Genomic DNA, 25826 nt, shown 5'->3' on the forward strand with positions numbered 1-25826 from the left:
CGTGCGGGGGCGGGGCCGGGCGGGACGCTGGGTGTGACACGTGAGCAACTCACCTACGAGCAGTGGGAGTTCACCGATTCGTACAGACTTTCCACGAACGGTTCGCCGCGACGGCCCTGTCGCCCGGGGTACTGGACCGCCAGCACCTCCACCTCGGCGCCCGACAGCATCGACAGGTCTGCGAAGAAGGTGGCCGAGCCGCCACCGTGGGGCAGACAGACCAGGCGGACCGGTGCGGTCGGCAGCGGCTGGAATCGCCGTATCCACAGGGTGCTCCGGAGCACGGTCATGAGATTCCGTAGAGGTTCATCGGGCGGCCTGCGTGTCGTAGCGGCGAAAGCCCCGGCCCGACTTGTGGTCGAGGTGGCCCTCCGCGATCAGGCGATCCAGGAGGGGCGGGACGGCGTGGTGGGGGTCGGCGAGGTCGGAGGCGGCTTCATCGGGGCGGCGAAGCTACGGGAGACGATCTTGGGTTCGTGGGTGATCCACTCCGCGTCGATGCGGGGGGATGATCCGCGCGATGTCTTCGTCCGTGACCGCGCGTTCGGGCAGATAGGAGGCAGGGCGCACCCGGACTGGAATGGGATGCGCCCGCCTGGATCGTGTCCGACCGTCCTCACTCGGACCGTGTCGGCAGGACCACTCGGGACAACGCGCCGATGTCGTGAGACCTGGTTCTTCCACGACACGGACGACGAACTCGACGCCTGGGCCGACAGCCTTGGCCAACAGGAATTCTGGCCGACCGTCCGCACCTCCCACCCCCAAGAACTCCGGGCCTACCAGGAGCAGGCGTGATCACAGCCGCGAAGCGATCTCCCTGGTGACACTGCGCAGCCACACCCCAAGAGGCCAGGGCTTCACCCCCTCGAACCGTGGTCGGGGATCTCTGGACTTCTCCACCGATTCCAGAGTGTGTGGTGCCATCCGTCGGCGTCCGGACCAGGCGGCTGTACTACAGGGACAGGGCCGGGCCCGGTCTCGATGAGGTGCAGCAGCGTCCAAGCGACGCCATAACAGTCATCCGGACCGAAGCAGCCGGCCAGGGCCTGCGCTTCGTCGGCCGTAACGGGCTTGGATATGGCTTCGAGTTGCTTCACGCGCCGATCGATTTCGTCCTCATCGGCGCCCCAGTCGGGTAGTGGGCCGCCGGTAACGAAGGCTTGGACTTCGGGTCGCATCTGCGAATGATCCGCCGCCATGACCGGGCCGAGCAAGGCCGGTCGTAGCGCCGGGACGAAGGGCCAGTGCTGTCGGAAGTCGGGTTCTGGTTCACTTTCCGGCGGATGATTGCGGAGAGTCAGATCTTCGGGGTCATGCGACAAGGCCGGGTAGTTAGCGTTTTCGCAGGTCACGCAAGCTAGTTGGGTGTTCGAGAGTAAAGCGCAACGGAGCTCGTTGGTACAGGCAGTCGACCAAGACAGCTTGTATCCGAGGAGCTCCGTTGCCCGTTCGTCTTGCCTTCTCGCCCGCGCTGACGACCGTCACCCGTACGGTGACTGTGGCCGCGGGCCCGTTCGCGCCGGGTCACTTGGGAGAGTTGACCGCCGTGGTCCGTTCGAGCTGGTCGACGCGGTGCTGACGGAGACGTGGACAGTGCAGCGGCGGCTGCGTGATCTGCCGTCCCGGGTCGGAATGTACTTCCTGCTCGCCATGCGTCTGTTTCCCGAGGTCGGCTACCGGCTGGTCTGGGACAAGCTGAGCGGCGGCCTGACGGGAATGCCGGTGGTCGCGCCGAGCGCGGAGTCCCTGCGAGACCTGCGCCGCCGACTCGGCAGTACGCCGGTACGGGCCCTGTTCGAGGTCCTCGCCGGTCTCTTGGCCCGCCCGACGACGCCGGGGGTGCGGTTCGGTGCGTACCGGACGGTGTCGTTCGACGGCTGCAGCTCGCTGCGGGTGCCCGATTCACCGCGCAACCGGGCCTGGCTGGGGCGGACGGCTCATCACGGCTATCCCACAGTGGAGTTGATGACGCTGGTCGAGACCGGGACGAGGTTCCTGATCGGTGCCGTGTTCGGGCCCACGGACGAGGGCGAGACCTCTTGTGCCAGCCGTTTGCTGCACCTTTTGACGCCGGACATGCTGGCGCTGTGGGACAAGGGCTTCGACGCCAACGCCTTCCTTGCGGCGGATTCTACTGGCGGTTCGTGCAGGCCAGCGCCACGGTCCTGTTCGGAGGAAGCTATGAGAGGCCGCCGTACGAAGTGATCTCCGCGTTCGGCGGTTCGCGACTCCCGGCAACGCGACGGATCACCGGAAGTCTGCCCCTGAACTGCTCAGGCCGGTGCGCCTGAGCAGTTCAGGTCGCACCGGCCGAGGCTGTCAGGGCACGTCGGCCAGGCGTCGCGCCCAGAAGGAGCGGTCGGTCCAGCGGGCCTCTTGGGCGTGGATGACACGGTGGCCGCGCAGATATGCGCTCCGTGCGGCCGCGACCTGGTCCGCGTAGGCGCCGAGGGACGAGTCCGCGCCGTCAGGAACGCCACTCAGGCGGGCGTCGACGGCCAGGCCCGCGCTCAGCCCGGTGTAGAGGGCGGTCAGCACGCCCTGGGAGGAGAGCGGGTCGAAGGCGACCGCCGCGTCACCGGCGGCGGCCCAGCCGTCTCCGTACACCCGGTCCAGGTGCGCCGTGTGCGCGGCGGCCCGGCGGGGCGCGGTGGGTGACGTGGGCGGGGGCCCGTCCCGGTGGACCCATCGGGACACGTGGCGGGTGGCCGACATCCGTCGGTGGAAGTGGCGTGCGGTGTGGGTGGCGGCCGGCAGGTCGGTGTCGGTGAAGTAGGCGACCAGGCGCCCGCCGGAGGGCTGCGGGGCGGTGTACCACCAGCCGTCCTCGTCGGACTCGACGAGGGAGCGGCGGTCGGTGTCCAGCGGGTCCGCTTCCAGGGGCACGTACAGGGCTGTGAGCCGGTCCCGGACCCGCCGCCGGGCCCCGCACCGGACCGCTATCGCGGCGGCGCGGCCGGTGGCGTCGATCACCCAGCGGCAGCGCACCGTACGCTCGCCACCGGACGCGGACCCGGACGCGGACCCGCCTCCGCCTGCGGACCCGCTCCCGCCCCCGGACCCAGGCCCGGACGCGGGCCCGCCCCCGCCCCTCGGCCCGCTACCGGCAGGGCCCGTGCCGCCGCGCAGGACCAAGGTCCAGCCGCTGTCCGGCGTCCGCACCGTTTCGCGTACGGCCGTGCCCTCGGCGACCTCCGCCCCCGCCGCGCGGGAGGCGTCGCGCAGTCGCTGGTCGAACAGCCGTCGGTCGAGGTGCCAGCCATGGCCGTGCGGGTCGTTGATGAAGTCGACGGTGTGCAGGTCGGCCGAACCCCACGCCGAAAGACTGCCGTAGCAGGGCAGGTGTCCGGAGTCGAGAACGCGGTCGGCTATGCCGAGGTCGCCGAGCAGGACCCGCCCGGCGGGTACGAGCGTCTCGCCGACCTTGGGCGGCCCGGTGCCGGCGTCCGCCAGCAGGACCGTACGGCCCGCCCGGGCGAGCATGAGCGCGGCGGCGCAGCCGGCCGGGCCGCCGCCTGCCACCACGACGTCGTAGGTGTCCGCGCCGAGAGCGAGGGCGGCGCTCACCGCGCGTCGCGGAAGGGGTCGAGTTTCTCGAGGTATCCGGCGGTGATCTCCTCCTCGCGGTAGCCGGTCGCCCTGGCCGCTTCGCCGACCGCCCGCGCCGCGGACTCGGCCTCGACGGCTTCGGGGGCGAGCCTTCCCTCGGGCGAGCGGCCCGCCGCCGCGGCCAACACGTGCGGCCCCGCCTCGGGCACCTGCACGTTGACGAGGTTCGCCGTGTCCGGTGCCTGAGCGAGCGGTTGTGCCGGGCGCGACTCCACCAGGATCCGGTCGGGGAACTTCCCGTCGCCCACGGTGTAGTCGCGCACCTCGACGACGCCGAGTTTGAACCAGTCCTTGATCATCTGGGTGCGCTGCTCGTTCATGGTGCCGGTGAGTCCGCGCAGCCAGGTCGCCCGCCGCTCGAACGCCTCCTCCCGGGCGCTGTCGTCGCTCCCGGCCGACGGCGTGTTGACCTTCTCGAAGTCCTCCAGCTTGAGCACATGGTTGGGTACCTGGGCAGGCCAGAAGGTCGGCAGGTACGGGCTGTATCGGGGCCCCAGGTTGGCCAGCACCTCGTAGCCGGAGCGGCAGCTCGCGGTGTCCGCCTGCCAGGGGGCGGCCATCCAGCGGGTGAGGTCCCCGGGGCCCTGCGCCTGCAGGGGGCCAGTGGCGGAGACCGCCTCGTCCGGAAGCAGGGTGGGCCCGTAGTCGGGTTCCGCGGTGGTGGGGGCGCGGTGCCGGATGCGGAAGGGTGCGCTGAACATGCTCGCGTGCCTGATCGGCCAGGTGACCTCGATCCCCGGGTGGAACGCGTCGGCGGCGCAGCCCTCCAGGGCCGCCCGGTCCAGCAGCCCCGGCTGCTCGGCGGCAGGGGCCTGGTCGACCGTGGGGCGCGGCTGCCGCAAGGGTCCGGCCACGAACGCCCCGTCCGCCCAACGCTGCAGCATCCAGTCCTGGGTCGGCGACAGCGCCAGGTGCTGAAGCACGGACTTGGGCTTGCTGGCCATGGCGTCGCCGTACAGCCACGGCCACGGCAGCGGGGACTTTCCGTCGCGGTTGTAGTCGCGCAAGGAGGCGTACGTCTGGCGGCGCAGTTCCCGGTTCCGGTTGGACGGATCGGCGAGCCTCTTGCGCATCGTCGGCGAGAGGAAGAAATTGGGGCCGTTCCAGCCGAACTGGGTGGCGAAACCATGGTTGACCCACTGCAGATCGCAGAACCTGCGGAATATCGGCTCGATGTGATCGGTGAACGAGACCTGCTGCGGGCGGGTCAGCGAACCGGCCTTGACGAAGACGTCGAAGAGCAGGTCGTAGAGGGTACGGACGGACTTCACGCCGGGGGCGTAGTGCGGAGGTCCCACCACGACCCAAGCCGGTACGGCGGTCAGGTCCCGGCCGTCGATACTGACCTTCGCCGTCACCGGGCCGTCGGACACGTCGTCGTACCAGGTGTTGTTGTTGGTGACCCCGGTGATCGGCTGGTTCTTGTAGGAGGCGGAGTTTCCCCGGCCGCCGAGCACCACCAGGCGGCCGTCGGAACGGGTGGAGATCTCGCCGAGATACACCGCCTTGTCCATGACCTTGCCGGTGTCGAACTTCTGCGTCTCGGTCTTCGAGCCGCGAACGGTGCGGCTGCCGGGATCGTTGACCAGCTTCTTCCTGCCGGCGCCCACGACGTCGGCGTTGCGTCGGCCGTACTGCTCTGCCGTGAGCGTCTTGCCCTCGGGGATGTCCAGCGCCAGATGGAATTGGTACCAGGCGGCCTTCTTGTTGGCCAGATGCACCGTCCACTGGATCTCGGTGACACCCTCGGTGCCCGGCTTCAGCTCCCGTACGACCTCCCCGGCGGCGTTGTAGCCGTACACACGGAATCGTGCGGCCTGCCTCCGTATCGCCCCGGAAGCGTCCTTGTAGGAGCCGGCGCCCGCTGGTTTCTGGTCCGGTGATTCCGGGCCGATGAAAGGTGCCTCTGCGCTGTTGCCGACCCGGGCGACACCGATGGCGGGGTGGATCTTCACCTGCACGATGTGACTGTCCATCAAAGAACCCTCCGTTGTGGATTCAACCGGTCGAAGGTATGTGGTCGCACATGAAGAGGGCGCAGGCCGAGCTCGCGTTCCGAGGGCCGGGTTCGGGTCAGGGTCCTGCCCGGCGCCAGTCCGTCACAGGGCCGGGGTCCGTGTGGTCCGCAGGCAATGCCGCGTAGTCAAGCGGTGTCCGCGCTGGTCGAGGGCATAGAGGCATGGCCTGCGAGGGTGTAGAGAGCGCGCCCCGTCTTGCGGATGATGCCCTCGCCTGACCATTGGGACCGTTGAACGCAGAAGCTGTTCAGATTGGTGATGCCCAGCATGCGTGCGAGTTCGCGGCCGTGCCAGGCCCGGCCGGGCTCGGCGGCGAGGATGGTGAGCACGCGGTGCTGGCGGCCCGCGGTCGGCGACGTCCGGGAAGGGGCGGGTGTCGGTGTGTGGGCGGCCGGGCTCCATGAACGGCGATGGCGGACCTGTGGCGGCGGTGGGGTGTCGTGGGCCGTGTAGAGCGTGATGGCGATGCCGGTGATGCTCTGGCTGGTCAGTGGCCTGTTGTCAACGGGGCGGGCGGGGTAGCGGGAGATCGGGCACTTGACCTTGCGGATGCTGGTGCGCAGACGGCGGGGCGGGAGCAGGTCGGACAGGACCGCTCGGCCGATGTCGCCGACCAGATCGGAGACCCCCGCGGCCGGGACGGCGCCGCGGCCGGCGGCCAGAAGGTCCCGGGCAGTCTCCAGGGCGGTGGTGAAACTTGCCCGGTCCGGATCGAGACCCGGCGCTGACTCGATGACGGCCACCATGGCGATCCGCAGGAGCTGGTAGGTGGTCAGCAGCGCCCACATTTCCTGTTCGACTCCGACCGGGTCACCCGAGCGCAGGACCCTGCCGGTGAGGAGCGTGTGACGCAGAGAGTAGAACGCGCACTCGATTTCCCAGCGTTCGTGATAGAGCCGTACCAACTGCTCCGCGGGGTCGACGCGATGGTCGAGCAATGTGGTGAGCAGCCGGTAGCGCCCCTGGACGTGGCGGCCGTCGGTGGTGGTGACGGTGATGTCGGCGTCGATGACGCGGAGTTTCAGGCCCGCGATCCGCGTGAGGAAGGAGCCGTCCGGCAGCGGGGTGAGGACCGGTGGGCGGCGGCTGGATTTTGTTCTGATCAGGAACTGTGCGCCGGTGCTGGAGAGGGCGGCCAGGAAGTCGTTGCCGTCGAAGGCCCGGTCGGCCAGGACCAGCATGTCGGCCGTGAGCCGGTCCAGCAGCCGGCAGGCGTAAGCGGTTTCGCCTCTGTCGTTGGGTCCGAAGACCGCGCCGAGCAGGCCGCGGGTGCCGGTCTCCACCAGGGCCATGAGCATCATGGCAGGGTAACCGGCCCACCCGGACCGGTACTTGATCCTTCCCAGCCAGCCCCGGTTGCGCTCGGCATCCGGTGTCTTGACCGACAGGCACCCGTCGAAGGCGACCGTGCGAAGGCCGCGGTAGCGCGTTCCGGGGGTGACCGGCTGGGCCAGCGGTCCGGCCAGCACCTCGAACAGCCGCTTCACGGGCGCGACGCCCACACGGCGTCGCACATCACGCAGGGCCTTCTCCGACGGCGAGGGCACATCCAGTCCGGCCAGCCCCGCGACCACCTTGTTCCAGACCTTGGCGTACCCCAGGGCGGGGAACATGCCGAGTGCCAGCAGGAAGTAGATACCGACCCGGGAGGGCAGGGCGCGCAGCCGCCGCTGAACGGTCCTGGTCTCCTCAAGCACGGCATCGACCAGCTCGAACGGGACATGCTGGGTCAACTCAGCGAGGTGCCCGGGAGCGAAGACACCACCGGCAACGGTGGTGGCGCGAGTGCGAGAGGTGATGGCGGACTGGCACGTCAACGGGACCTCTGGCAGCTGGAAGATCTTGGTCGATCCCCTGCTCTACCAGAGGTCCCGTTCTTGTACGCATGCCTCCGCCGCCTCTTGACCAGCGCGGACACCGCTTAACTACGCGGCATTGGGTCATGCGATGACGGTCTGGATGGGCACGAAGTCGAGGCGAGGTGAGTTCCAGGGCCCGGTTGTCGCGTCCGGCTCTCAAGTGGTTGAGCCAGCGTTCGTACAAAGCGGATCAAGCCCAGGAAATGCACCGACACCAGTGTGATCGGCTGTAGACGAGCACGAGGACGCCTGAGGGCAAAAGACAACTTTAGAGCCGCTGCCAGACCGATCATCGAGTCTGTCGATCGACCGGGAGTCTCGATCGGGTGATCGCGTGGGCCCTGCCCGGCACGGGCGCAGAGCCTGGCGGTATACGGGGAAAATCCAGAGGAGCAGACGGCCGCGCGCTGCTACGGTCGGGCGCCATGAGCTGGCTTCCCGATGACTTCGTCCACCCCGTCCTGGTACCGCTGCCGGGCGGTGGCCATCACCTGCGGCCGATCCGGGAGGCAGACACCCCGCTCGACTATCCGGCTGTGATGGGTTCGCGCGAGCGGCTGTGGACCATCTTCGGCCCGGCCTGGGGCTGGCCCGCGGCCACCATGACCTACGAGGCCGACCAGGCCGACCTGTTGCGGCACGAGAAGGAGATCGCCGCACACCAGTCCTTCAACTACGCGCTGTTCGACGCCGCGGAGACAGCTCTGCTCGGCTGCGTCTACATCGACCCACCGGAGAGGGCCGGCGCGGACGGCGAGATCTCCTGGTGGGTGGTGGACGAGCTGGTGGGCAGCAAGGTCGAGCAAGCCCTCGACGCGCTGGTGCCGCAGTGGATCGCCGCCGACTGGCCGTTCGTGCAGCCGCGCTTCCTCGGCCGCGAGATCTCCTGGTCGGACTGGCTTGCCCTGCCGGAGCACCCCGAGGCGTAAGCAGCTGATTGTCGTAATGCTCTGGGGACTTGGTGCTCGAACGGCCGTCTCGATTGGGTGGGCATCGGGTGCTCGGCGCATGCGAACAGGGCCCCCTGAACGCTCACCGATGTCGAGGCACCGAGCATCAGGAGGCTCTGGTGCCGCAGTCCTGCGCGCCGATGCCCGCGCAGTTCACCCGGGTGCTCAGGAGTGTGAGTGTCTCGCTCACCGGTTCGGAAGCGCTGCCGACGATCGCCAGCGAGAGCCTCGGTATCCGAGCGAAATGACGGACGCGGAGTGGGTGGTGGCGCGGCCACTGCTGCCGGTGCCGGGCTGGGTGCAGGGCCGGGGCGGGGCGGGCAGCCGGAGGCGTACTGGGCTGCGTGAAGCGGCCGGTCTGGGGGTCGTAGTAGCGCGCCCATGTTGTACAGGCCCGTGGGGTCGACGTAGGCGCCGCTGTGGCGGAACGGCTGCGGGGCTGCCTCGGTCTTGCCGGTCGAGCAGCTGCCGTATGGCACAGCGACACCGCACCGCGGCTCCTGCGCACCCCTGGTGAAGAGGCAACAGGCGGGCCTCCACTCACCCGGTCGCCAGGTCGGGTCGAGATGGTCTTGCATCCACGAGGGCCATCCCCGCGGTCGGCGGAGGTGAGTGGGGAGTGGGGAGGGTCGGCCGTACATCCATGCGGTGTGATCGCTCGTTGGTGAGTTCCGTTCTCTCTCCACCTGCTGTGACAGGACGCTGGAGGAAACGGCGCGGGAGCAGCGCCTTGGTGAGTGGGGGTTGGCATGACTCGGGGAGCGGAACGTCCTGGAAGCCCTGAACAGCAAGTGGTGCTGCTGGCGGCGGGGTTGGCCGATCTGGCGGTGAGCACCTTGGGGTCGGCGCTTGTGACCGTGCGCGGGCTGCTGCGTCGCTCGGACACAGCGGAGCTGGCGGCCGAGGCCCAGCAGGACCTCATCGCGCGCGGGCGTCTGGTGCTCGACCAGTACGCAGCTGCGCCACCTGCCCACCTGGAGGTACTCGCCCGGCATGCTGTGGCCCGACAGGCCGGCAACGGTGTCTGAGCGCTGGGAGGCGGCAGCGTTCAAGGCCCGTGTGGATGAGGTGCTGTGTCACTTCGTCGCCCAGGAGGCCGACCGGTTCGCCGCTGTCGATCCGGCTCTGGACCCGGTTGCGCGGCAGCTGGAGCAGGCGGTTGCGGACGGCAAGCGACTGCGAGCGGCGTTCTGCTACTGGGGCTGGCGCGCGGCCGGGCAGCCGGACAGCAGCGCGCTGGTGCGGGCGGCTGCTTCCATGGAGCTGGTGCACGCCGCCGCCGTGGTGCACGACGACCTCATCGACGACAGTGCGCTGCGCCACGACCGCCCCACCGCGCACGTAGCCCTGCGGAGCCCGCTGAGACGGCGCCCACGGGCGGCGAACGCGGCCCGCTCGCTGGCGATGCTGGTGGGGGATCTGCTGATGTCGCTGGCCGGTCAGCTGTTTGCCGGCAGCGGCCTGCCCGCCGCCTACCTCGGCCGGGCGCGCCCGCTGTGGGCGGCACTGGCCCGCGAGCTGATCGCCGGCGAGTGCCTGGAGATCCTGCATACCGGAGCCCCGCCGGACACCTCCGCGTCGCTGAAGGTGATCCGGTACAAGACCGCCAAGTACACCGTCGAACAGCCCCTGCTGATCGGCGGTGCACTGGCCGGCGCCGGTGAGCGGCTGCGGGAGGGGTATTCCGCCTATGGGCTGCCGCTGGGTGAGGCGTTTCAGCTCAGGGACGACCTGCTGGGCCTGTTCGGGGATCCGGGACGCACCGGCAAGTCCAACCTCGACGATGTGCGCGCCCACCGTCCCACCGCCCTGCTGGCGGAGACATGGCGTATCGCCAGTGAGGAGGAGCGGGAGCAGTTGCGTGCCCTGCTGGGCCGACGCGACCTGGACGGAAACGGTCTGGAAGCCGTGCGCGCGGTGATGCTGCGGCTGAAGGCGCCTGACCGCATCGAGGAAATGATCACCGCGCGGGTCGCGGAAGCCACCCGCTGCCTGCACGACCTGGACCTTCCCGGGCACGCCACCACGGCCCTGACCGCACTGGCCCGTTCGGCGGCGGTCCGCCACAACTGACGCCCTCGCACCGAGGCACGGCCCGCACGCACCGCCTCAGCCCGCGACGGCACCCCGCACGACCAAGGAGCCCTGTGATGACCTACACCGAGGCGTCGATGGACGCCCTGCGCCAGGCCGGTGACGAACTCGCCGACGCCACCGTCGCCACCCTGTTCGAGCGCGGCGAGGTCGGCACGTTCAACACCCTGATGCGGTATGTGTCCACCGCCGGTGCTCCCCTGCCCGACGGGCTGCCCGATGTGGCCCGGGAATACCTTGCGGCCACCAGCGCTCCGCCGGCCTGGGTGGACTGGGGGGAGATGGAAAAGGCCCGCCTGTTCTTCATCGACAACAACGTGCACATCTCCACCGCGCTGTCGTTCGCCTCCATGCCGGCCTGCTACGTCGTTCCGCACGTGGCCCGGCTGCTGTCGGCCACCCACGGGCTGAAGTACCCCTCCAAGCGGATGGCGGAGACCGGCCAGTTCACCGTCTACCTCATGCAGCCCGGCGCGTTCGAGGCCGGCAGCCGCTTCATCCCGGCCGCTCAGAAGGTCCGGCTGCTGCACGCCTCCATCCGCCATCACCTCAAGCGCGAGAACCACTGGGACATCACCACACTGGGTGTGCCGATCTGCCAGGAAGACATGATCGGCGGGCAGATGTTCTTCTCCCTGCTCGTCCTGGACTCCCTGCACCGTCTCGGCATCCACATGTCCTCCGAGGGCGCGCAGGCCTACTTCTACGCCTGGCGAGTCGTTGGGGCGATGCTCGGCGTCGACCAGGACGCCGTCCCCGAATCCCTTGAGGAGGCCCGCGAGTTCCTCGACCTGTACATGATCCGGCACATGGCGCCGTCGGAGGAAGGCGCGCACCTCACCCGGCAGTTGATCGACCTGTACGAGGAAGTCGTCCCCGGCACTTTCTTCGACCCGATCGTCTCTGCCCTGATCCGTCACCTGATCGGCGACACCTGTGCGGACTGGCTCCATGTCCCGCGCACCCGGTGGGACACCGTCGTCAAAGCAGTCCCCCACCTGCTCGGCATCCTGGAAACCATCGAGGACCGCTCACCGCTCGGCGCCTGGGCACTGGACCGCCTCGGCCACCTCACCACCGTCCTCGAACTGTCCTCCCTCACCCGCGGACGCGTCATGCACTACGCCATCCCCGAACAACTGAAGGACGACTACGGCGTCACCGGCTCCGTGCCCCCCACCCATCGCTGGACACCCCCCGCACCCAGCATCACCTGACTACGTCGCATCCGGCCCGACGGTCTCAGCTCGCACGTCGGCTTGCTCCCGACGACCGGCTCCAGGACGCTCAGTGGAATGGGGCTGGTCGGGGGGCGCTTCGGTGACCCCGGCCCGACCGGGCGGTCCGCCAGGGTCAGCACCCGGACCGTCACTTCCTCGACGACCCTGAGCATGGCGATGACCAGCGCGGGCGGCCAGGCGGTAATCCTCAGGCCGAGCTGACACCCTACGCCCGGGGGTGGGGGTCGTCTCATCCGTCATGCGCCTGGTGACGTCGTCGGTCAAGGCGACGCACGTCATGGCCTCAGCGTCGGCGGGCAGGGTCTCGCAGTCTCGGGCGAGACGCCCACGCGGCACAATCCAGCCCGTTGGGTCGGCCGCGCGGCGAGGCGCTCCCCGCGTGTGGGCGAGTACTGCTCCACGCGGCCTCACCAAACGGCGCCGAGCCGTCAGGCACCATGGGCGGACCGCGTGCTGCGGAACGCCCGCCGATAGCTGTCCGGCGGCACCTTCACGGTCCGCTTGAAGTGGCGGCGCAGCGTCGTCGCGGTGCCCATTCCGGTGGCCACGGCGATCGCTTCGATGGTTTCGTCCGTGGTCTCCAGCAGTTCCTGAGCGCGACGCACCCGCTGGGCCAGCAGCCATTGCAGCGGGGACTGCCCGATCACAGACCGGAACTGCCGTGCCAGGTTGCGCGGGCTGGTGTGAGCGCGGCGGGCCAGGTCGCTCACGGTGATCGGCTCGTCGAGGTGCTGCTCAGCCCAGGCGAGCAGCTGGGTGAGCTGGTGTTCGCCCGTGATCTGGACGGGTGTGGCGACGAACTGGGCCTGGCCGCCGGGCCGGTGGGGCGGCATGACCAGGCGCCGGGCCACCGCGTTGGCGAGCGCGGCGCCGTAGTCCCGGTGGACCAGGTGCAGACACAGATCCACGGCGGCGGCCTTACCCGCCGCCGTCAGGACTTGGCCGTTGTCGGTGTAGAGGACGTGCGGGTCGACATCGGCCAGCGGGTGACGAGCGCTCAACTCGTCGGTGTGGGCCCAGTGGGTGGTGGCCCGGCGGCCATCGAGCAGGCCCGCCGCACCGAGCACGAACGCCCCGGTACACAGGGACGCGATGCGGGCGCCCGCCGCATGGGCCGCACGCACGGTGGCGACCAGCTCCCGCGCCGGCGGTTCATCGACATCCGCGCACGCCGGCACGATCACCGTGTCGGCCTCCAGCGCCCGCTGAAGACCATGGTCGGGCTCGACCATGAACGGGCCCACACGCACCGGCCCCGTCCCGCACAACCAGACGTCGTACCAGGCGTCGGTGGCCTCTTGCGGAGGATTGCCGAAAATCTCGTAGGCCACCCCCAGCTCGAAATGCAGCACAGGTCCGACGGCAAGCAGGGCGACGGTGGGCACGTCCGAAAGTGTACGCATGTTGTCGTTACGGACCATCACCGTCCCGCCCCCTCGGCGGCAAGACTTACCCCACCAGGAACACCGAGCCGGGGGACAACATGAGCACGAGCAGAAACAACAGCGGCAGCGGGACGGGTGCCGTAGTGGTGTACGGGGCGAGCGGCCACACCGGGGCCTTCATCGTCGCCGAGCTGCAGAAGCGGGGCATCACCACCATCGTCTCCGGCCGCAACGCCGCCCGCCTTGCGGCACTGACCGACCGGTGGCCGCAGGTGGCCGTGCGGCCTGCCGCCGTGGACGATGGGGCCGCCCTGGACCGAGCGCTGGCCGGGGCGGCGGTCGTCATCAACTGTGCCGGTCCCTTCGCGACCACCGCCGGCCCCCTCGTCGAGGCGGCCCTGCGCGCGAACATCGCCTACGTCGACGTCGCCGCGGAGATCGAGGCGAACGCCGCCATGTTCACCCACTACGCCGACCACGCCGCACACACCGACGCCGTGGTGGTTCCGGCGATGGCCTTCTACGGCGGCCTCGGCGACCTCCTGGTCAGCGCCGTATTGGACGGGCGGACTGACGCCGACGAAGTCCACGTCGCCTACGGGCTCAGCAGTTGGCACCCCACCCCGGGCACCAGAACTGCCGGCCAGGTCTCCCACGAGCGGCGCGCCGGCCGGCGGGTCCGGTTCGCGCACGGGGCCCTTGAGTACCACAACGATCCGGTGGTGCGGCAGGACTGGGACTTCCCCGAGCCGCTGGGCCCGCGCGCCGTGATCGCCGAGTTCACCATGGCCGACGTCATCACCATCCCCAGCCACCTCAAAGTACCCACCGTCACCACCTACATGAGCGCCGAAGCCGCCCAGGACCTCGCCGCACCCGACACCCCCACACCCCAGCCGTCCGACGAACTCGGCCGCTCCGACCAAACCTTCGTCGTGGACGTCCTCGTCCGCACGGGCGGCACCGAACGCCGGGCCACCGCGCACGGACATGACATCTACGCCATCACCGCCCCCCTCGCCGTCGAAGCCGTCCAACGCATCCTGGACGGGAAGACCCGCACCACGGGGGTGGCCTCAGCGGGTGCCATGTTCCACCCCACCGACTTCCTCCACGCACTGGATGCCCACCTGACCGTGCACCTCCCCCATTCCTGAGGGCGGTCCGTGACACCGAGGGGTTCGCGGCACCCGGAGCCATCCCGGACGCCGCGAACCCCTCCGATTTGTGTTTCTGAGCTAGAAGGCCGCTGTCCGGTCTGCGCTGCGCGGGTCGATCACCTGATGCTCGGTGTAAATGCCCGAGCGTGCCTCACGTCGCCAGGGACGCCCATAGGTCACTGCGTCGGCGGCGGCCTCGGAACTGTCGTCGAGGTTGACGACGGCTACCGATGGCGAACCGTCCACGCGGCACCGCGCAAGCCAGTCGCCGTTGGGAGCGACGATTCCGGACGGTGCGCTGTGCTGCGATGGCATGGCCAAGCTGACCCAGTAGCTGTTGACCGAGGCGTGACCTTGGGCTTGGGCAGCGGTGTTCCCTGTGGTGCCGCTTGTCGAGAACAGGACGCAGCCGACATCCAGCTTCTCGTATTCCACGAACAACTCCGGGTAGTGGATCTCCATCCCGAGCAGGCAGCCGAAGCGCACGCCGTCGACCTCGAAGGTCACCGGTGAGATGCCCGGCGAGTACATGTACGAGACCTTCGTCTTCGACAACAGGCGTTCGTCATAACGCGTGACGACCTCGCCGCCGTCAGAGATGACGTAGAGGCTGTTGTGCGGACGGTGCGGGCCGGTCAAGCGGTGCACCGATGCGATCACCGTCCACAACCGCAACTCGCGGGCCAACGCAGCGATTCCGGCCAACTCCGATTGGAGCACCGGCCACTGGCACCGCTCCCAGTCCGCCGGGCCGACCACGTCCGGGCCGTCGACGGACATGACGAACTTGCTGGGAAAGCAAAGCGCGCCTTCCGGAAAGTGCACGATCCTCGCTCCCTGAGCGCTGGCCTCGCGCATCAGCGCACGGACCTCACGCCCGCTTGCACGCAGCGCTTCAGCGTCTCGGGGGTCATTGCGTACGGGGCTCTGCGCTACGGCGAGCCGCACACTCTTGGGATTCCTCGGCTCCGGCATGACCTCTCCTGATGGAGTCGGAAGGAAGTGCCGGAGGGCGGACGTATAGGACTCGCCGGTCTTGGCGGCGCGGGCACGCACCTGGCGCTTGAAGTTCCTACGGGCTGTCATCGCGGCCTTCCACGCCTTGAGCGACGGCTCCCCAGCAATCTCGCCCGAGGCGATCGGGCTGCATCAACGGCCTGAGACGCTGGTCCCTTTGCCTCCGGTAGGAGACCGTGCTGGGGACGGTCGCGGGAGGTTCGGCGTAGGCCACGCAGTCGGTCATCATGCCCTCGCCCGCCGAGTCCGTCAACATCCTCCAACCACCCCAACTCACCGTCGAACGGCGGCTTCCGGAGAGAGGCCCCCAGTTCAACACTTGAACCTCACGCGGCAGTTGTCGCTGACCAAGGCCCTGAACGTCGAGTTCGAGGACCTGAGTGTCGGCCCGGGCACCGGCCCGCGTGCAATTACTTGCAGAGCAGCAGGACTGTTCATGCGGTGGGGAGGCGGCGAGCGGACAGGGGCGTTGTCGGTGCCGTCTGCGATGATCCCGCACGGTCCAGGAACATCACTGTGGGAGGGTTCATGTCCTTCGCTTTCAAGACGTCGTGGCTCGCGGTGCCCGACGCCGGGCCGGAGGAGGTGGCTGATGCCCTCGACCTGCAGCACCGGCAGCACATCGACTGGGAGACCGGCACCGAACTCGCCTACCGGCAAGGTGTTTTCGTCGCAAGACCCGTCCCGGAGTGGACGCTCGCCCACGGCAGGATCCATCTGACGCAGGAGACAGACGCCACCCACCCGGACTTCCCCAGCTGGCTGCGGGCGCTGTCAGCGCGTGTCGGGGACCTCCAGTTTTTCGCCACCGACCGTATCGGCGAGTATCACGCCTGGGCCAAGGTCGAATCCGGTGAACTGACCCGCGCCTACTGTTACATCGGCATGAGCGGTGACGTACCCCTGCGCCAGGGAGAGCCCACCGCCGTCGAAAGGGCGCTCGGCGTCGGGCTCGTCGGGCGCGAAGAGGTCCGGCAGGACTGGACAGACGCCGAATGGGACGCCTGGCACGGCGCCATGCCCACGGAACATGACGTGATGCGCATCGCCGCCGACTGGAGCGTCTGCCCGCCATTGATCGAGGACGACTCCGTCACCGCGCCCGGGATCCACGGATTCCCACGAGGTGTCGAGCCCACACACGCACCCTGACGCGCCCTGAAGCCCTGAAGCCCCTGCAAGACGTGTCCAGCCTGCCGCCTCACACTGGAGCAACGGCCGTCGCTTTCGGCGCGGGCACCGTCCTCCAGCTCATCCGTGGACAGGGCGGCCCTCCACCGGAACGCATTCATCCGTCGGTGACCTCTCCTGCTCCGCCTACAACTTCTCAACTCAGCGACGCCACAGCGGGCTTCCTCTGTCGCACCTCTTGACGGCTTTGGTGTAGACCTTTAAGTTCACCAGCCAGCGGACCCTCCACGCATGCATCCCTTGAACACATACGTGAACGCCTGTGTTCACCTCTCACCGCCCTCACGCAGGCGGCGTCCACCCCCACCCAGGACGAAAGGTCCCTCGTGATGCAACACCTGGCCCTGCGCTGCGCTTTCGCCCTCTCGCTCGGCCTCACCGCCGTAGGCACACTCGCAGCCCCCTCCGCGTCGGCCGCCACCGGCACGATCACCGGCCTGGCCGGCAAGTGCCTCGACGTGACCGGCGCGAGTACGACCGACGGCACGGCCGTACAGGTCTACGACTGCAACGGCACCGCCGCCCAGCAGTGGACGGTCGGCTCCGACGGCACCATCCGGGCACTCGGCAAGTGCCTTGACATCACTGGCAGTTCGACGACCAACGGCGCCCAGCTCCAGCTCTGGACGTGCAGCGGCGGCGCCAACCAGAAGTGGACGGTCAGCGCCACGCGCGACATCGCCAACCCGGCCTCCGGCAAGTGCCTGGACGTCACCGGGAACTCCTCCACCAACGGAACCCGAACCCAGATCTGGACCTGCAACGGAGCCGCCAACCAGAAGTGGAACGCGCCCACCGCCGACGGCGGCACGACCCCGCCAAGCTCCGCACCGATGGCCGTGGCGCCGTACCTCTACAACGGCTGGGGCAATCCACCCAGCCCTACGAATGTCATGAACGCGACCGGCGTGAAGTGGTTCACGCTGGCGTTCGTCCTGAGCAACGGCTACTGCAACCCGCAGTGGGACGGCGGCCGGGCGCTGACAGGAGGAGTCGACCAGCAGACGATCAACACCGTGCGCGCGAACGGCGGCGATGTCATCCCTTCCTTCGGCGGCTACAGCGGCAACAAGCTGGAGAGTTCCTGCTCCAGTGCCGACGAGCTGGCGGCGGCGTACCAGAAGGTCATCAACGCCTACTCGCTGAAGGCGATAGACATCGACCTCGAAGCCGACGCGTACAGCAACGGCACCGTGCAGCAACGGACCGTGGACGCACTCAAGACCGTCAAGGCCAACAACCCGGGCATCAGGGTGTACGTCACCATCGGCACCGGGCAGAGCGGTCCCGACGCGAATCTGATCAACCGGGCCGCGTCGTCCGGACTGACCGTGGACGCCTGGACGATCATGCCGTTCGACTTCGGCGGCGCGGGCCAGAACATGGGCACCCTCACTCAGCGGGCGGCCGAGGGCCTGAAGACCGCGCTGAAGAACGCGTACGGCTACAGCGACGACGCGGCCTACCGCCACATGGGCATCTCGTCGATGAACGGCATCACCGACGACAACGAGACCGTCACGACCGCCGCCTTCCAGACCATCCTCAGCTACGCCCAGGCCCACCACCTGGCACGGTTGACGTTCTGGTCCGCGAACCGTGACCGCCCCTGCCCGGGTGCCTACCCGAACGACGACACCTGCTCGGGCGTGAGTCAGAGCAACTGGCAGTTCACCGGCATCTTCGCCCGGTACACCGGCTGACGTACGCAGCCCGCACCGAACCCCCACCCCCCACACCACGGAAGCGAGCGCTCCGGCGGAGAGGACCGCAAGCCGCCATCCCCTGCCAAGAGCGCCCACGGCGACGGCTTCCACCAGGTGAAGAGCAACCGGGCATCGGCGAGCCCCCGACTGCGGCAGCCGCCGCCTCCTCAGCAACTGCCCGTAGACCACACGGAAAGGATCGATCAGAAGATGAGCACCGTCCGATCCGGCTCCACCCGCGCGCTCCTGCACCTCCTGCGCCTCCTGCTCCTGCTCCTGCTGGCCGCGCTCTTGGGCAGCGCGGCCGTACCGCCCGTCGCGCAGGCGAGCACCGCCGCGACCCCGTTCAAGGTCCTGGCCCTTTACAGCGGCACTTACGACGCGGCGCACATCGACTTCGACAAGGAGGCGAACGTCTGGTTCCCGCAACAGGCGGCCGCCAACGGTTTCACCTACACGGCCAGCACCAACTGGGACTTGCTCGCCAATGGCGGCGTCAACGCCTACCAAGTCGTCCTGTTCCTGGATGATCTACCGCAGACGGCAGCCCAACGCTCCGGTTTCGAGGCGTACATGAGGGGTGGAGGAGGCTTCATAGGCTTTCACGTCTCGGCGTTCACGACCGACGCGGCCAGCTGGTCCTGGTACCACAACACGTTCCTCGGTTCGGGCAACTTCGTGTCGAACACGTGGGGGCCGACCGCGGTGACACTGAAGGTGGAGGATCACACGAGCCCGGCCACCGTGAACCTGCCGGCCACGTTCACCTCGTCGGTCAGCGAGTGGTACAGCTGGTCCAAGGATCTGCGGCAGAACCCGGACATCAAGATCCTGGCATCGATCGACCCGAGCAGTTTCCCGGTCGGCACGGACCCCAACCAGTCCTGGTACAGCGGCTATTACCCGATCCTGTGGACCAACACGAAGTACCGGATGGTGTACGCGAACTTCGGCCACAACGCGATGAACTACACGACCAACACACGGCTCTCGTCCACGTTCGCAAGCGCGGCCCAGAACCGGTTCCTGCTGGATGGGCTCAAGTGGCTGGGCGGGAGCGGCACCACGAACCCGCCGACCGAGGACCAGATCTCCGAGACTGCCTGGTACGCCGTGCAGAACGGCGGCAACGGCACGTGCGTGGATGCCCGTTCGGCAGCCACCGCGAACGGCACAGCAATCCAGCAGTACGCCTGCAACGGCACGACAGCGCAGCAGTACCGGTTCCGGAGCACCGACAGCGGGTTCATGCAGATCACCGCCCGCGGCAACCCCGCGCAGGTGATCGACGTGACCGATCACTCGACGGAGAACGATGCGCCGTTGCAGCTGTGGGCCTACTCCGGCGGCACGAATCAGCAGTGGCAGCCAGTGCGTACGGCCAGTGGGCGCTACACCTTCGTCGCCCGGCACAGCGGCAAGTGTCTGACGGCCGCCGCAGCGGCGACGAACAGCGTCCAGCTCACCCAGCGGACCTGCGACGGTTCGACCGCGCAGGCCTTCCAGCTCACTGCGCAGTCCTGAGCAGCTGCACGGCGACACAAGAACGCCCTGCGCCCAGCCGTGTTGCGGAGTCGAGGCGGCGGATGAGTTTCCTGCATCCGCCGCCGGGAGGGCCGTCGCTCCGACTCCCCCAGGCGTTCACGCCCCTCCCCGACAGCCGCCGTCCGGTTACCCCGGGATCCGGCTCTGCCCAGACGGTCAGGCTCAGCCCTGTAGCCGCTCAGCCTCTGGGTTTGGACGCCGTTCATTCCAAGCTGCGGCTCCGTATCCGAGAACTGACCCCGGTGTTGCTGCGGGCCGTCGCATCGGAGAGGGAACGGACGAGTTGACTCTGAGGTGAGTACGACAGATGTCTCCTGCTCATCACGCCGCATCGAGGCAATCTTCCCTCCCGTTGCCGAAGGCGATCGCGGAGTTGGCTCCGTCAGAGGACTCCATGACGTTCAGGTCCTCCCCGATCTCCCGCTGAAGGCCGCGCAGCCGCAGGTAGCGGGCCCCGAGGATGTCCCCTGCGCGCGGCCGACCTCCTGCATCGTCGCGTACGTGGGATGGGAGGCGGTGCGGGTGAAACGGCGCAGGATCATTTCGGTCGATGCGGTCCGCGTATCGGTAGATGCGGTCCGCCCACAGATCGCGGTCGCAGACTTGATCATCTGGTCCACTGCCGGGCGCTGAGCTCCCAGCGGATGGGGGCCGGTCAGTGCCGGGATGAGCTGCGGGTGGGCGTCCGGGCCGCCGGCCACCAGCCGGTACAGCCCATACAGCTTGGCCTTGTTGATCCGCTGGATCCTGGGCCGCAGGTCGAAGTTCCGCAGCAGGGTGATCCGAATCCATTTTCCGACTGGCCGTGCGAAAGGGGTAGTTGGCCTCCATGCCGAGGGCACTGTCATCACCGTTGTCGGCTTACGCACAACGACCTCACCGGCGGACACACACGCAGAGCCGCATGTTCGACCTGCTCATGGACGCCGTCCGGCGCCGAACCCCACGAGGGACCCGACCTCCGGCAACCCAGGCATCCCCGGCCGCCTTCCCCGCCCCAGGAACTCCTGAAGCGCCCCGAGAACGCCCCGGACCCTTTCCTGCGCCAGTCCACCACTCAGCAAAGTATTATATTCATAATGTAATTTATCCATGATCCTGGCGGACGCCTCATCGGACTCACAGCCCGGAACGCCCCCTGGATGTCCGCCACCAACAACCTGAGGAATCACGCATGCTCGACAGCCTGTGGACCCCGACCGTCGCCGGAAAGATCTCCCTGCCGCACCGCCTGGCGATGTCCCCCCTGACCCGCAGCAGGGCCACCCCGGACGGCGTGCCGACCGAGCTGAACGCCGAGTACTACGCCCAGCGCGCCTCGCACGCCCTCATCATCACCGAGGGCACCCAGCCCTCCGCCGACGGCCAGGGCTACCCGGTGACCCCCGGCATCTACACCGACGAGCACATCGCCGGCTGGCGCAAGGTCACCGACGCCGTACACAAGGCCGACGGACGTATCGTCATCCAGCTCATGCACGTCGGACGCATCTCCCACCCCGACAACACCCCCCACCACCGGCAGCCGGTGGCCCCCTCGGCGATCAAGCCGGCGGGCCAGATGTTCACCGGGTCCGGAATGCAGGAGATGCCGGAGCCGCGCGCACTGTCCACCGAGGAGGTCGCCGCGACGGTCGACGACTTCCGCCGCGCCGCCGCGGCCGCCATCGCGGCCGGCGCCGACGGCGTCGAGATCCACGGCGCCAACGGCTACCTGGTGCACCAGTTCCTGGCCACCAACACCAACCAGCGCACCGACCAGTACGGCGGCTCCCTCGACAACCGCATCCGCTTCGCGGTGGAGGTCGCCACCGCCGTGGCCGACGAGATCGGCGCCAACCGCACCGGCATCCGGCTCTCCCCCGGCAACCCCTTCCAGCTCGGCGACCTCGCTGAGGACGACCCCCACGAGATCTACCCGCACCTCGTGCGTGCCCTCACCCCCCTCGACCTCGCATACCTGCACCTCGCCCACGGCGGCGACGAGGAACTCCTGGGCACGCTGCGCGAGTTGTGGCCCCACACGCTGATCCTCAACCGCGCCGGCACCGACATCGCCACCCGCGCCAAGGACATCGAGAACGGCATCGCCGACGTCATCACCGTGGGCTCGATGGCACTCGCCAACCCCGACCTGGTCGAGCGCATACGGGCCGGCGCACCCCTGAACACCCCCGACCCCGCCACCTTCTACGGCGGCGGCGCGGCCGGCTACACCGACTACCCCACCTACGCCGCCTGACCAGAGCACCCGGCGCCCGAGGGAGTCGCCTTCCTCGGGCCCTTCGGCGTACGCACGACACAGTCAGGCAGCCGTGAACACCGCTCGCTACGTGGGCGCCCTAGCAGCGCTGATCACAGGGTCCCGCCCCGCGGCTCCGAATCTCGGACTCGCCGTACCGGATGTGGACTCGGCCCGCCTCCCACGACGAGGGCATCCACGTCGAGGGCCCCGTCATAGATCACACGTCGATCGTAATATTACATATGTCAGGCCACAGATTAGGATGGGCTACGAGGCAACGGCCCGGCAGAATTGAGGGAGGAACCCTGTGGCGCGGTACACCAAAGAGCACAAGCAGGTGACGCGGCAGCGGATCATCGAGCAGGCCGGCCACCGGTTCAAGAAGGACGGCATCGACGGCTCCGGCATCTCCACGCTGATGTCCGACGCCGGACTCACCAACGGAGCCTTCTACGCCCACTTCGAGTCCAAGGACGACCTCGTCGCCCACGTCGTCGCCGAACAGTTGCGCGCACAGGTGGAGCAGTACGACGCGCTGCGGCCCGGCCGCGAGGGACTTGAGGATCTCATCCGCGCGTATCTGTCGCCCGAGCACCGGGACAACCCCGGCGACGGCTGCCCGTCCGCAGCCCTGCTCGACGAGATCGGCCGCTGCGGTGACGCGACCAAGGACGCCTACACCGACGGCGCCAGGGCCATCCTGGACGAGCTCGCCGCCCGCCTGGCACCCGAGGATCCGCAGTCCGCCCGCGGTCAGGCCGTCGGGGTCTACACCATGGCGGTGGGAACGCTGCAGTTGTCCCGCGCGCTCTCCGACCGGAAGTTCTCCGACGAGGTCCTCGAGCAGGGAATCGAGAACGCCCTCGCATTGGCACGGTGCGGGTCAGTGCCGGCTGGGTGATCACCCGGCAAGGGCCAGGACGCCGGTGCCGTGAACCCGCGTTTCCGCCGTCAGCGTGAGCGGGTGGCCCCGGGGGCAATTGCAATCTCGCGAGCGATACCGACGCCCCGGTCCTCCGCTCGTACCGCCGACGGCGCTCCGCACATTCGTTACCCGTGGCGCCGGCGCAGGTCCCCGGTCAGGGCCTGGTGCGCGGACGGGACGTCGACCGCATCGGTCTCCGCATCGCATCCTGCACGACAGCCGCCTCGGCGCCGTACAGCCGACAAGTGGAGCAGGTCAGTTACATCGAACCGGTGACAGAGCCGTGACGCCCGACGGGCATCACGGCTCTGAGTCAGCGTCCTCGGCCCGTACGCAGACCGCACTGCGGCCCGGCCTGTCTCCTGCCGCCCCAGTTCCGCGGCCCTGGCCCGGTTCGTCCAGCATCCGCGGGCGACGCCGGACCCGCCCTGCGCGGCACCTTCCAGTCCCACTTCCACTGACTGCAGGCCCACATGGTGCGCAACGAGATCCGGCAGCGCTGGTTCGAGTTCTTCCGCGACTTCGACATCGTGCTCATGCCGGTCACCCCGACCGCTGCCCCCGCTCATCACAACAAACCGATCGACTGGTTCGGGCGGCCCTTCGAGGTCGACGGTGTACGACGCCCTTACTGGGACCAGGTCAAGTGGAGCGCCGTCGCCAACGTCTCCGGAGGGCCGGCAACGACCATTCCGGTGCGCAAGGGCAGGACCGGACTACCCATCGGTCTGCAGGCCATGGGCCCGAGCGGAGGCGATCTCACGACCATCGAATTCGCCGCGTTGCTCGGCCGGGAGGTGGACGGCTTCGTGCCGCCTCCGGCCTTCGTCCAGATCTGACCGCCCAGCCCCAGGGAGGCCGGGAGACGGCGCACACCACCGGCCCCGCAGCGTGTCACGGCTGCCGCCGGATTCCGCCTGACCCTTTCCTCAAGGCACACGGCGCATCTCGTGGACGGCGAGCGCATCACGTACGACGTCCTCGGTGCCGCAGTCAACCGGGTCGCGACCCAGCCGGGGGCGCGGCCAGGTCGTAGACCTCGTGGAGCGCGGTCAGCGTTCTTGTGGACGCCTGAACCGATCACATCTCGGCATTGGGCATGGCCGAAACGGAATCGGGAGTTGGGCTTCTCGGAGGGCGCCGAGGGTCCGTGCCTCGGATCGCCCCACACCCACCAAGGACCAGGGCCCTCGGAGACCCGGGGCGCGAAGCCGATCCGAGCACCGACGGGCCCTGTTGCCACTGCACCGAGCGCCCCGCTACATGTTGATCATGTGGCCGGCGAGGCCATGGACGGCTTCCTTGACCGCTTCGCCGAGGGTGGGGTGGGCGTGGACGTTGCGGGCGACCTCGTGGACGGTGAGGTCCCACTGCTGGGCCAGGGTCAGCTCGGGGAGCAGCTCGGTGACGTCGGGGCCGATGAGGTGTCCGCCGAGGAGTTCGCCGTACTTGGCGTCGCTGATCAGCTTCACGAAGCCGCTCGCGTCGCCCAGGCCGTGGGCCTTGGCGTTCGCGGTGAACGGGAACTTGGCGACCTGGACGTCGTACCCCTTCTCCCTCGCCTGCGCCTCGGTGTAGCCGAAGCTGGCGATCTGCGGCTGGCAGAAGGTGGACCTCGGGATCATCACATAGTCCAGCTCCATGGTCTCCGCGTCCGCGATCGTCTCGGCGGCGACCACGCCCATCGCCTCGGCAGCGTGCGCCAGCATCAGCTTCGCGGTGACGTCGCCGATGGCATAGATGTGCGGGACGGAGGTGCGGCAGCGTCCGTCTACGTCGATCGCGCCGCGCTCGGTGACCCGCACACCGGTGTTCTCCAGACCGTAGCCGGTGACGTTCGGCGCGAAGCCGATCGCCTGCATGACCTTGTCGGCCTCCAGAACCTGCTGGGCACCGTCCTTGCCGGTGACCGTGACACGCACCTGCGGGCCGGACTCGTCGATCGACTCGACCCGGGTCGAGGTGAGGACGTCGATACCCAACTTCCGGTACTGCTTGGCCAGTTCGGCGGAGACCTCGGCATCCTCCAGCGGGGCGATCCGGTCCAGGAACTCGACGACGGTGACCTTCACGCCGTAGTTGTGCAGCACGTAGGCGAACTCGACGCCGATGGCCCCGGCGCCCGCGATCACGATGGACTGCGGCAGGTCCTCGGCGAGGATCTGCTCCTCGTACGTCACCACGCGCGAGGTGCGGCGGGTTCCGGGCAGCAGCTTGGGGGTCGCTCCGGCGGCGATGACACAGTGGTCGAAGCCGACGGTGCGGGTGTTGCCGTCGTAGTCGGCCACCTGGAGTGTGTGCGGGTCGAGGAACGTGCCGCGACCGCTGATCTCCGTGATCTTGTTCTTCTTCATCAGGTAGTGGACGCCCTTGACCCGGCCGTCCGCGACCTTGCGGCTGCGCCGGAAGGCCTCTCCGTAGTCGAACGAGACCTCCCCGTCGACCTTGATGCCGAAGGTCTTCGCCTCGCGCGTGAAGATGTGCGCGAGTTCGGCGTTGCGCAGCAGGGCCTTGGTGGGGATACAGCCCACGTTCAGACAGACGCCGCCCCAGTACTTCTCCTCGATGACCGCGACACTCTTGCCCAGTTGGGCGGCCCGGATGGCGGCTACGTACCCGCCGGGACCGGCGCCGAGTACGACGACGTCGAAGCGCTCACCCTGCTCGTCCATGGACGGCTTCCTTTCCACTGGGGCGGCCGGTCCCGGCGAGGGGCCGGCTCACTCCCGATCGAACAACCTGTTTCAGCAACTCGACAACAGCGGCATGCTCCGCAGGGGAACCACTGCCGGACGAGAACGGCGACCCCATGGTCCACCACCTCGGCAGCGGGTTTCCCTGACGTCGGGTTCAGCGCTCCGGTGCCGCGTTTCATGCC

Annotated in this window: 20 protein-coding genes and 1 pseudogene; 13 read left to right on the plus strand and 8 right to left on the minus strand. The window is 68.7% G+C overall.

Features of this window, described 5'->3' with window-relative positions; genetic code table 11:
* Nucleotides 1–53 precede the first annotated feature (53 nt).
* Complete coding sequence (locus tag ACZ48Z_RS12535; RefSeq protein ID WP_468735799.1) at nt 54–290, minus strand: thioesterase II family protein; 237 nt, start codon at nt 288–290, stop codon at nt 54–56.
* Between ACZ48Z_RS12535 and ACZ48Z_RS12540 the strand changes: the two genes are divergently transcribed.
* Together ACZ48Z_RS12540 and ACZ48Z_RS12545 are read left to right on the plus strand one after the other, a co-directional pair.
* Nucleotides 289–798: a hypothetical protein gene (locus ACZ48Z_RS12540; protein WP_468735800.1), complete on the plus strand. Its 510-nt coding sequence runs from the start codon at nt 289–291 to the stop codon at nt 796–798. The two genes, ACZ48Z_RS12535 and ACZ48Z_RS12540, sit on opposite strands and share 2 nt — an antisense overlap.
* Nucleotides 799–1575: 777 nt before the next feature.
* A complete protein-coding gene (locus ACZ48Z_RS12545; RefSeq protein ID WP_468735801.1) occupies nt 1576–2208 on the plus strand; it encodes a transposase domain-containing protein in 633 nt (210 codons plus the stop codon).
* 114 nt (nt 2209–2322) lie between these two features.
* On the opposite strand, the gene ACZ48Z_RS12550 is transcribed toward ACZ48Z_RS12545, so the two are convergent.
* The 4 genes and pseudogenes from ACZ48Z_RS12550 to ACZ48Z_RS12565 all read right to left on the minus strand — a co-directional run.
* Entirely contained in the window at nt 2323–3570 is a 1248-nt protein-coding gene (locus ACZ48Z_RS12550) for an NAD(P)/FAD-dependent oxidoreductase (protein WP_468735802.1), read from the minus strand.
* Entirely contained in the window at nt 3567–5588 is a 2022-nt protein-coding gene (locus ACZ48Z_RS12555; RefSeq protein WP_468735803.1) for a LodA/GoxA family CTQ-dependent oxidase, read from the minus strand. The genes ACZ48Z_RS12550 and ACZ48Z_RS12555 overlap by 4 nt, the downstream gene beginning before the upstream one ends.
* Nucleotides 5589–5755: 167 nt before the next feature.
* Nucleotides 5756–7447 (minus strand): IS4 family transposase, encoded by a 1692-nt coding sequence (locus tag ACZ48Z_RS12560; protein ID WP_468735804.1) that lies wholly within the window; start codon nt 7445–7447, stop codon nt 5756–5758.
* A gap of 124 nt (nt 7448–7571) precedes the next feature.
* A pseudogene (locus ACZ48Z_RS12565) lies at nt 7572–7670 on the minus strand (SMI1/KNR4 family protein); the annotation flags it as partial.
* Between the two features lie 244 nt (nt 7671–7914).
* Here ACZ48Z_RS12565 and ACZ48Z_RS12570 point away from each other — a divergent pair.
* From ACZ48Z_RS12570 to ACZ48Z_RS12585, 4 genes are all read left to right on the plus strand, one after another.
* Complete coding sequence (locus tag ACZ48Z_RS12570) at nt 7915–8418, plus strand: GNAT family N-acetyltransferase (RefSeq protein ID WP_468735805.1); 504 nt, start codon at nt 7915–7917, stop codon at nt 8416–8418.
* A gap of 770 nt (nt 8419–9188) precedes the next feature.
* Nucleotides 9189–9467, plus strand: coding sequence for a polyprenyl synthetase (locus ACZ48Z_RS12575; protein ID WP_468735806.1), 279 nt, complete (start codon nt 9189–9191; stop codon nt 9465–9467).
* Nucleotides 9433–10512, plus strand: coding sequence for a polyprenyl synthetase family protein (locus ACZ48Z_RS12580; protein WP_468735807.1), 1080 nt, complete (start codon nt 9433–9435; stop codon nt 10510–10512). Before ACZ48Z_RS12575 ends, ACZ48Z_RS12580 begins: the two co-directional genes overlap by 35 nt.
* 77 nt (nt 10513–10589) lie before the next feature.
* Entirely contained in the window at nt 10590–11750 is a 1161-nt protein-coding gene (locus ACZ48Z_RS12585; protein ID WP_468735808.1) for an oxygenase MpaB family protein, read from the plus strand.
* Between the two features lie 452 nt (nt 11751–12202).
* Here ACZ48Z_RS12585 and ACZ48Z_RS12590 read toward each other — a convergent pair whose 3' ends face one another.
* Nucleotides 12203–13159 carry a GlxA family transcriptional regulator gene (locus ACZ48Z_RS12590; RefSeq protein WP_468735809.1) on the minus strand — a complete coding sequence of 319 codons (957 nt, stop codon included), beginning with the start codon at nt 13157–13159 and terminating at the stop codon, nt 12203–12205.
* 98 nt (nt 13160–13257) lie between these two features.
* Between ACZ48Z_RS12590 and ACZ48Z_RS12595 the strand changes: the two genes are divergently transcribed.
* The gene (locus ACZ48Z_RS12595) at nt 13258–14316 is read left to right on the plus strand and encodes a saccharopine dehydrogenase family protein (RefSeq protein WP_468735810.1); all 1059 of its coding nucleotides are present in this window, start codon (nt 13258–13260) and stop codon (nt 14314–14316) included.
* Nucleotides 14317–14397: 81 nt separating this feature from the next.
* Here ACZ48Z_RS12595 and ACZ48Z_RS12600 read toward each other — a convergent pair whose 3' ends face one another.
* A complete protein-coding gene (locus tag ACZ48Z_RS12600) occupies nt 14398–15294 on the minus strand; it encodes a carbon-nitrogen hydrolase family protein (RefSeq protein ID WP_468735811.1) in 897 nt (298 codons plus the stop codon).
* A gap of 570 nt (nt 15295–15864) precedes the next feature.
* Here ACZ48Z_RS12600 and ACZ48Z_RS12605 point away from each other — a divergent pair.
* From ACZ48Z_RS12605 to ACZ48Z_RS12630, 6 genes are all read left to right on the plus strand, one after another.
* The gene (locus ACZ48Z_RS12605; protein ID WP_468735812.1) at nt 15865–16488 is read left to right on the plus strand and encodes a hypothetical protein; all 624 of its coding nucleotides are present in this window, start codon (nt 15865–15867) and stop codon (nt 16486–16488) included.
* Nucleotides 16489–16856: 368 nt separating this feature from the next.
* Nucleotides 16857–18230 carry a lectin gene (locus ACZ48Z_RS12610; protein ID WP_468735813.1) on the plus strand — a complete coding sequence of 458 codons (1374 nt, stop codon included), beginning with the start codon at nt 16857–16859 and terminating at the stop codon, nt 18228–18230.
* Nucleotides 18231–18443: 213 nt separating this feature from the next.
* Entirely contained in the window at nt 18444–19757 is a 1314-nt protein-coding gene (locus tag ACZ48Z_RS12615) for a ThuA domain-containing protein (RefSeq protein ID WP_468735814.1), read from the plus strand.
* A 1195-nt stretch (nt 19758–20952) separates the two neighbouring features.
* Nucleotides 20953–22020: an alkene reductase gene (locus ACZ48Z_RS12620; RefSeq protein ID WP_468735815.1), complete on the plus strand. Its 1068-nt coding sequence runs from the start codon at nt 20953–20955 to the stop codon at nt 22018–22020.
* A 310-nt stretch (nt 22021–22330) separates the two neighbouring features.
* Nucleotides 22331–22924 carry a TetR/AcrR family transcriptional regulator gene (locus ACZ48Z_RS12625; RefSeq protein WP_468735816.1) on the plus strand — a complete coding sequence of 198 codons (594 nt, stop codon included), beginning with the start codon at nt 22331–22333 and terminating at the stop codon, nt 22922–22924.
* A gap of 497 nt (nt 22925–23421) precedes the next feature.
* Nucleotides 23422–23787 carry an amidase family protein gene (locus tag ACZ48Z_RS12630; RefSeq protein ID WP_468735817.1) on the plus strand — a complete coding sequence of 122 codons (366 nt, stop codon included), beginning with the start codon at nt 23422–23424 and terminating at the stop codon, nt 23785–23787.
* Nucleotides 23788–24207: 420 nt separating this feature from the next.
* On the opposite strand, the gene lpdA is transcribed toward ACZ48Z_RS12630, so the two are convergent.
* On the minus strand, nt 24208–25620 hold the full coding sequence (lpdA, locus tag ACZ48Z_RS12635; protein ID WP_468735818.1) for a dihydrolipoyl dehydrogenase: 1413 nt from the start codon (nt 25618–25620) through the stop codon (nt 24208–24210).
* Nucleotides 25621–25826 lie beyond the last annotated feature (206 nt).

The sequence above is a fragment of the Streptomyces sp. NPDC031225 genome, assembly GCF_055570355.1.

Bases quoted from the DNA above. Each gene is read 5' to 3' on its own strand.
- ACZ48Z_RS12630 (WP_468735817.1), top strand. From the start codon at position 23,422: ATGGTGCGCAACGAGATCCGGCAGCGCTGGTTCGAGTTCTTCCGCGAC.
- lpdA (WP_468735818.1), bottom strand. From the start codon at position 25,620: ATGGACGAGCAGGGTGAGCGCTTCGACGTCGTCGTACTCGGCGCCGGT.
- ACZ48Z_RS12540 (WP_468735800.1), top strand. From the start codon at position 289: ATGAGATTCCGTAGAGGTTCATCGGGCGGCCTGCGTGTCGTAGCGGCG.
- ACZ48Z_RS12620 (WP_468735815.1), top strand. From the start codon at position 20,953: ATGCTCGACAGCCTGTGGACCCCGACCGTCGCCGGAAAGATCTCCCTG.
- ACZ48Z_RS12605 (WP_468735812.1), top strand. From the start codon at position 15,865: ATGTCCTTCGCTTTCAAGACGTCGTGGCTCGCGGTGCCCGACGCCGGG.
- ACZ48Z_RS12595 (WP_468735810.1), top strand. From the start codon at position 13,258: ATGAGCACGAGCAGAAACAACAGCGGCAGCGGGACGGGTGCCGTAGTG.
- ACZ48Z_RS12600 (WP_468735811.1), bottom strand. From the start codon at position 15,294: ATGCCGGAGCCGAGGAATCCCAAGAGTGTGCGGCTCGCCGTAGCGCAG.
- ACZ48Z_RS12585 (WP_468735808.1), top strand. From the start codon at position 10,590: ATGACCTACACCGAGGCGTCGATGGACGCCCTGCGCCAGGCCGGTGAC.
- ACZ48Z_RS12615 (WP_468735814.1), top strand. From the start codon at position 18,444: ATGAGCACCGTCCGATCCGGCTCCACCCGCGCGCTCCTGCACCTCCTG.
- ACZ48Z_RS12570 (WP_468735805.1), top strand. From the start codon at position 7,915: ATGAGCTGGCTTCCCGATGACTTCGTCCACCCCGTCCTGGTACCGCTG.
- ACZ48Z_RS12575 (WP_468735806.1), top strand. From the start codon at position 9,189: ATGACTCGGGGAGCGGAACGTCCTGGAAGCCCTGAACAGCAAGTGGTG.
- ACZ48Z_RS12535 (WP_468735799.1), bottom strand. From the start codon at position 290: ATGACCGTGCTCCGGAGCACCCTGTGGATACGGCGATTCCAGCCGCTG.
- ACZ48Z_RS12610 (WP_468735813.1), top strand. From the start codon at position 16,857: ATGCAACACCTGGCCCTGCGCTGCGCTTTCGCCCTCTCGCTCGGCCTC.
- ACZ48Z_RS12555 (WP_468735803.1), bottom strand. From the start codon at position 5,588: ATGGACAGTCACATCGTGCAGGTGAAGATCCACCCCGCCATCGGTGTC.
- ACZ48Z_RS12580 (WP_468735807.1), top strand. From the start codon at position 9,433: ATGCTGTGGCCCGACAGGCCGGCAACGGTGTCTGAGCGCTGGGAGGCG.